The sequence below is a fragment of the Saccharomonospora iraqiensis subsp. paurometabolica YIM 90007 genome (assembly GCF_000231035.2).
GTDB lineage: Bacteria > Actinomycetota > Actinomycetes > Mycobacteriales > Pseudonocardiaceae > Saccharomonospora > Saccharomonospora paurometabolica.
Genome location: NZ_KI912213.1, coordinates 64304 through 69994, shown reverse-complemented (window position 1 = coordinate 69994; position 5691 = coordinate 64304). Strand labels below are relative to the sequence as shown.

Below are 5691 nucleotides of genomic sequence, written 5' to 3'. Positions count from 1 at the left end.
CACGATCGTGGCGCCCAGCCCGGCACCGGCCGCCGCGCCGAGCAGGTACGGCTCGGCCAGCGGATTCCGGAACACGCCCTGGAAGGCCGCACCCGCCCCGGCCAGCGCCGCACCGACGACCGCGGCGAGCAACACGCGGGGCGCGCGCAGCTGCCACACGATCGCCGCCTCCCGCTCCGACAACGGGGACACACCCCCGGTGACCTGGGCGACGATCTCGGCGAGTACCCGGTGCCCACCGAGCTCACCGGATCCGACGACGATCGCGAACACCGACACGGCGAGCAGGGTGAGCACGAACAGCACCACGGTCCGCACGCGCAGGCGGGTCGTCCCGGCCCGGGACGCCGGTGGGGGAGTACCCCTCCCGGCGCCGGCCACGGCCGGGGCACCGGGAGGGGAGGCGGTATCGGTCCGACGTCGGAGCACGGTCACCCGTCCGTCCGGCGCACCGCGTCCGAGACGGTGCGGACGAACTCGACCAGGCGCGGTCCCCAGCGGGAGGCGAGGTCGTCGTCGACGCCGACGACCCGGTCCCGCTCGACGGCGGTGAGGGTGTCCCACCCCGGCCGCTGCGCGACCGTGTCCGCATCCTGCCCGCAGCACCGGGTGTCGGCGAGCACGATCAGGTCCGGGTCGGCCTCCAGCACCCGCTCGGCGGACAGCTGCGGGTAGCCCCCGTGGGCCCCGGGGTCGCCCTGGTCGGCGATGTTGGTCATCCCGAACCGGTCGTAGACCTGCCCGATGAAGGTCGTCGAGGTCACACTGTGCAGCTGGGGGCTGAGTTCGTGGTAGTAGCTCAGCTCCCCGGTCCGCTCCGGGGCCGCGGCGACGAGCTCGTCGATCTCGGCCGCCGTCTCCTCGGCCAGCTCCGCCCCGGCCCCGGCGTGGCCGGTGGCCCGGCCCACCAGCTCGAACTGGCGGTACATCCCGTCCAGCGTCCCCGGTGCGGGCAGCACCAGCGTCTCGATCCCGGTCTCGGCGAGGGAGTCGGCGAGCGTGCCGTCCCGGTCCGACTGCACGATCACCAGGTCGGGATCGTGCCCGGCGATCGACTCGGGATCCGGGCTGAGCCCGGACAGGTCGGTCCGCGGCGCCCGTCCGGGGTGGGTCGACATCTCGTCGACGGCGACCACCTGTTCGCCGGCACCCACCGCGTACAGCGTCTCGGTCGTGGACGGGGACAGGGACACGATGCGGTCGGGCCGCTGGTCCAGCGTGACCGCCGGGGCCCCCTCGGGGCGCAGTTCCACGGGGAAGTCCCCGGAGTCCCCCGCAGGGGCGGATTCGGCCGGTTCCCGTTCGGCACAGGCGGTCAGGATCAGGGACGGGACCAGCAACAGCGGCAGCAACAACCGTCTGACAGACAACATCGGACCTCGGTCTCTCGGTCCGGCGCCGGAGGCCGCGCCGGACCGCTTCCGCGGTCGCGGACGCCGCCACCTCTGCGCCGGAGGCGGATGGCGTCGGCACGGACGGGAGGCGACCTGGCTCGGGCCGTTCGGTCGCACCGCGTCTCCACGGATCACCGTCGGCCCATCACAGTTGCGGCACAGCGCCGGAATCCCACCGGACTTCGCTCCCGCCCGCGTCGGCCAGGACGGTACCAGGCCGGACGGCGCCGCCTTCCGGTACTGCTCGGCGGAGGCCGTCCGCCCGGGTCCCGCCGCCCCCGTGGGCCGCGGAAGGCCCGCTGGGGTGGGCGTTGTCACAGGAGGTCCCGGTGCGGTCCCGGCGCCCCACGACCGTGGCGGGGCACCGGTTCGTATGCTGGGGGTCGTGAACTGGACCGTGGATGTCCCCGTCGACACGTTGCCCTCGCTCCCGCCGTTGCCCGCCGAGCTGCGCAGGCGGCTGGACGACGCGCTCTCCCGCCCCGCCGCGCAGCAGCCGGAGTGGCCCGACCCGGACGGGGTCGCCCGGGTCCGCGCCGTGCTGGAGAGCGTGCCGCCGGTCACCGTGCCCGCCGAGATCGACCGGCTGCGGGAACGGCTGGCGATGGTGGCCCGCGGGGAGGCCTTCCTGCTGCAGGGCGGTGACTGCGCGGAGACGTTCGAGTCGAACACCGAGCCGCACATCCGGGCGAACCTGCGCACACTGCTGCAGATGGCGGTCGTGCTCACCTACGGCGCGAGTCTGCCGGTGGTCAAGCTCGGCCGGATCGCCGGGCAGTACGCCAAGCCGCGGTCCAGCAGCACCGACGCGCTCGGCCTGCCCGTCTACCGGGGCGACATCGTCAACTCGCTGGCGCCCGACCCGCAGCTGCGCATCCCGGACCCGGGGCGCATGATCCGCGCCTACGCGAACGCGGGCGCGGCGATGAACCTCGTGCGGGCGCTGACCGGCGCGGGGATGGCCGACCTCACGCGCGTGCACGACTGGAACAAGGACTTCGTGCGCACCTCGCCCGCCGGCGAGCGGTACGAGGCGCTCGCCTCCGAGATCGACCGGGGACTGCGGTTCATGTCGGCCTGCGGGGTCAGCGACAGCTCGCTGCACTCCACGGAGATCTTCGCCGGGCACGAGGCGCTGCTGCTGGACTACGAGCGGGCGCTGCTGCGGCTCGACGACCCGGAATCGGCCGAGCCGCAGCTGTACAACCTGTCCTCGCACTACCTGTGGATCGGGGAACGCACGCGCCAGCTCGACGGTGCGCACATCGCCCTCGCCGAGCTGCTCGCGAACCCGATCGGGGTGAAGATCGGCCCCACGACCACGCCCGAGCAGGCCGTGGAGTACGTCGAACGGCTCGACCCGCGCAACGAGCCGGGCAGGCTCACGCTCATCTCCCGGATGGGCAACGGCAAGGTGCGCGAGGTGCTGCCCGCGATCGTGGAGAAGGTCGAGGCGTCCGGGCACAAGGTGATCTGGCAGTGCGACCCGATGCACGGCAACACCCACGAGTCGTCGAACGGCTACAAGACCCGGCACTTCGACCGCGTCGTGGACGAGGTGCAGGGCTTCTTCGAGGTGCACCGGCAGCTCGGGTCCTACCCCGGTGGGATCCACGTGGAGCTGACCGGTGAGGACGTCACCGAGTGCCTCGGCGGGGCACAGGACATCTCCGACCTCGACCTCTCCGGACGGTACGAGACGGCGTGCGACCCGAGGTTGAACACCCAGCAGTCGCTGGAGCTGGCCTTCCTCGTGGCCGAGATGCTGCGTGCCTGAGCCGCGCCCGAGCCGCGCCGGACCGGCCGGACTCACGGGCGGCGGTGGTACAGCGCCGACAGGGACTTGGTCACCGCGTCGGACAGGGCGTTCACGTCGGCGACGGCGTCGGCGTTGACCTGCAGCCCGACGTGCAGGCCGGAGCGGTAGGGCACCACGGCGATGCCGAGGGACTGGTGCGGGGCCAGCGGCACGAACGGGTAGACCTCCCGGAGCGGGGCGCCGGCCAGACCCATCGGCAGGCCGGGCAGGCCGACAGTGGTCACCACGGTGTCGAACAGCAGCGGTGCGGCGTGTCCGACCCCGCGCGTGGCGAGCCGGTGCAGCCCGGACGGCAGGCGCCCGGCCAACACCGGGAACGCGCCCGCGCCCCTGGTGGGGCCCGTCCGCTTGTTGTGCTCCATCGCGGAGCGCACCCGCCGCAGCCGCTCGACCGGGTCGTCGACCTCCACCGGAAGGTCGCACAGGTATCCGGACAGGGCGTTGCCGTCCGTGGGCCGCTCCGCGCGACCGCGGACGCTGACCGGGACCAGCGCCCGCAGTGCGGACCGGTCCGGGTCCCGCCCCCGGCCCCGTAACCACTCGCGCAGGGCTCCGGCCACGACGGCGAGCACGACGTCGTTCGTCGTGCCACCGTGGGCGGCACGGACCGCCCGGACCTCGGCCATGTCGAGACGGACCAGGCCGATCCGTCTGCGGGGCGAGTTCGCCGTGAGCGTGGCCGGCGGGGGCCACGGCCGCACCGAGCGCAGCATCGTCGTGGCGATTCCCGCGGTGCCGGCCGCCTGCCCGACGGCCTGTCCGAGGGCGTCCCGGACCCCGGCACCGACCTCCCCGAGCGCCGTTCCCAGCGGGGACCGGGGCACCCCGGCGGCCCCCGTGTCGGCGGTTTCCGTGTGGGTGGCCCCCGTGTCGGCACGGGGCGGGACGCGGCGCCGTGGGGCACCGGCACCGTCGAGCAGTCCGAGCGCCAGTTGCGCCGCTCCGGTGCCGTCGGCGAGCGCGTGGTGCAGTTTCAGCAGCAACGCGAAGCTCCCGTCGGGGAATCCGGTGACGATGCGGGCCTCCCACAGTGGCGCGGTGGTGTCCAGACCCGCCGCCAGCCACGCGGAGGCCATCTCGACCAGCGGGTCGCCCGGTGCGGGCCGGTCCCGGCCGTCCAGGTGGTGCACCCGGACGTGGTCGGCGGCGTCGAACCGGGGGACCGTCTCCCAGCTCGCGCCCCGGAACGGGGGCGGGTCGAACCGCACCCGCCGCGCCAACCGGGGGATGCCCGCGGCCCGTTCGGTGACCAGGGCCGCCACCCGGTGCGCGTCGACCGGAGCGGGCGGGGTGAAGGTGGCCATCACGCCCATGTGCATGGGGGTGGTCGACCCCTCCAGGCACAGGAACGCGATGTCGAGTGCACTCAGCCGGTCGGCCGGCATCGGCGCCTCTCCCCGGGGGCGTGGTGACAGGACCGTGGGCCCGTGTCCCCCTCGCGCTGATGCCGGGCCGGACGGTGCCCACCCGTCCCCATCGGCACGTCCCGGGCGCGGGTCGAGACCCGGCGCCCGGGACCGCGCGGTCAGGGGACCACTGTCAGGCTGATGGTGGTGCCCGGCCGGACCAGGGATCCCCCGTCGGGGCTCTGCCCCACCACGAAGCTGATCGGTCCGCGCCCGTTGCCGCCCTCGACACCGAGTCCCGCCTCACCGAGGATCCGGACGGCGTGCTGCGCCCGTCTGCCGACCACGGACGGGACCTCGACGGCGTTGGAGAGCACGACCCCGACCCGGTTGCCGTCCTCCATCGTGCCGCCCGCGGCGGGCTCGGTGCGGACGACCCGGCCCGCCGGGACGCTCTCGGAGAACTCCGCCCCCGCCTCGTACGGTTCGAATCCCGCGTTCCGCAATGCCTGGAACGCCTGGTCCCGTCCCTGGCCCGAGACGTCCGGGACCGGGGTGGGCGGCGGCCCCTGGGACACCACGATGGTGACGGCGTCCCCGACGTTGGCCTGGCTGCCCGGCGCGGGCTCCAGCGCCACGACCGCGCCCTCGGGCACCTGGTCGCTGTAGCGGTCGGCCTCGGGGTCGCGCCGGGGCTCGAGCTGCTCCTCGGAGATCGCCTGCTGTGCCTGCTCCACCGACGCCCCCGGCCGGACGTCGGGCACCACGGGCCTGCCCATCGACACCACGACGGTCACCGCGTCGCCCTCGGTCACCCGGGCGCCCTCGGCGGGTTCGGTCCGGATGACGGTGCCGTTCGGCGTGGTGTTGTGCCGTTCCCGGACCATCTCGGGCTGAAGTCCCGCCGTGCGCAGCGTGTCCTCGGCACGATCCCGTTCCGTGCCGGCCACGGAGGGGACGGTGATGTACCGGCCGTCGTTGACCCACCACAGCCCGGCGCCGACGCCGCCCGCCAGCAGCAGCCCGACCAATGCCCACACCAGCAGCGGCACCCGACGCAGCCCGCCCGGCCGGGCGGGCCCGTCCTCCGGGGGTTCCCGGTGGGGCTCGCCCACCCCGGTGTCGGTGGTGC

5 protein-coding genes are annotated in these 5691 nt (G+C 74.5%); 1 reads left to right on the top strand and 4 read right to left on the bottom strand.

Annotated elements, in window-relative coordinates:
• Together SACPADRAFT_RS0204940 and SACPADRAFT_RS0204935 are read right to left on the bottom strand one after the other, a co-directional pair.
• The coding region (locus SACPADRAFT_RS0204940; protein ID WP_407690014.1) for an iron chelate uptake ABC transporter family permease subunit at nucleotides 1-324 on the bottom strand (324 nt) is incomplete at its 3' end.
• Nucleotides 325-431: 107 nt separating this feature from the next.
• Nucleotides 432-1373, bottom strand: a complete 942-nt coding sequence (locus tag SACPADRAFT_RS0204935; protein WP_007026216.1) for an ABC transporter substrate-binding protein — start codon at nucleotides 1371-1373, stop codon at nucleotides 432-434.
• Nucleotides 1374-1767: 394 nt separating this feature from the next.
• Between SACPADRAFT_RS0204935 and SACPADRAFT_RS0204930 the strand changes: the two genes are divergently transcribed.
• Nucleotides 1768-3171: a class II 3-deoxy-7-phosphoheptulonate synthase gene (locus SACPADRAFT_RS0204930; protein ID WP_007026215.1), complete on the top strand. Its 1404-nt coding sequence runs from the start codon at nucleotides 1768-1770 to the stop codon at nucleotides 3169-3171.
• A 32-nt stretch (nucleotides 3172-3203) separates the two neighbouring features.
• Here the strand turns inward: SACPADRAFT_RS0204930 and SACPADRAFT_RS0204925 are convergent, their stop codons facing one another.
• Nucleotides 3204-4598 (bottom strand): wax ester/triacylglycerol synthase family O-acyltransferase, encoded by a 1395-nt coding sequence (locus tag SACPADRAFT_RS0204925; RefSeq protein ID WP_007026214.1) that lies wholly within the window; start codon nucleotides 4596-4598, stop codon nucleotides 3204-3206.
• Between the two features lie 140 nt (nucleotides 4599-4738).
• Nucleotides 4739-5691: Stk1 family PASTA domain-containing Ser/Thr kinase (locus tag SACPADRAFT_RS25665; RefSeq protein ID WP_007026213.1), on the bottom strand; the 953-nt coding region annotated here is incomplete at its 5' end.

Bases quoted from the DNA above. Each gene is read 5' to 3' on its own strand.
- SACPADRAFT_RS0204925 (WP_007026214.1), bottom strand. From the start codon at position 4,598: ATGCCGGCCGACCGGCTGAGTGCACTCGACATCGCGTTCCTGTGCCTG.
- SACPADRAFT_RS0204930 (WP_007026215.1), top strand. From the start codon at position 1,768: ATGCTGGGGGTCGTGAACTGGACCGTGGATGTCCCCGTCGACACGTTG.
- SACPADRAFT_RS0204935 (WP_007026216.1), bottom strand. From the start codon at position 1,373: ATGTTGTCTGTCAGACGGTTGTTGCTGCCGCTGTTGCTGGTCCCGTCC.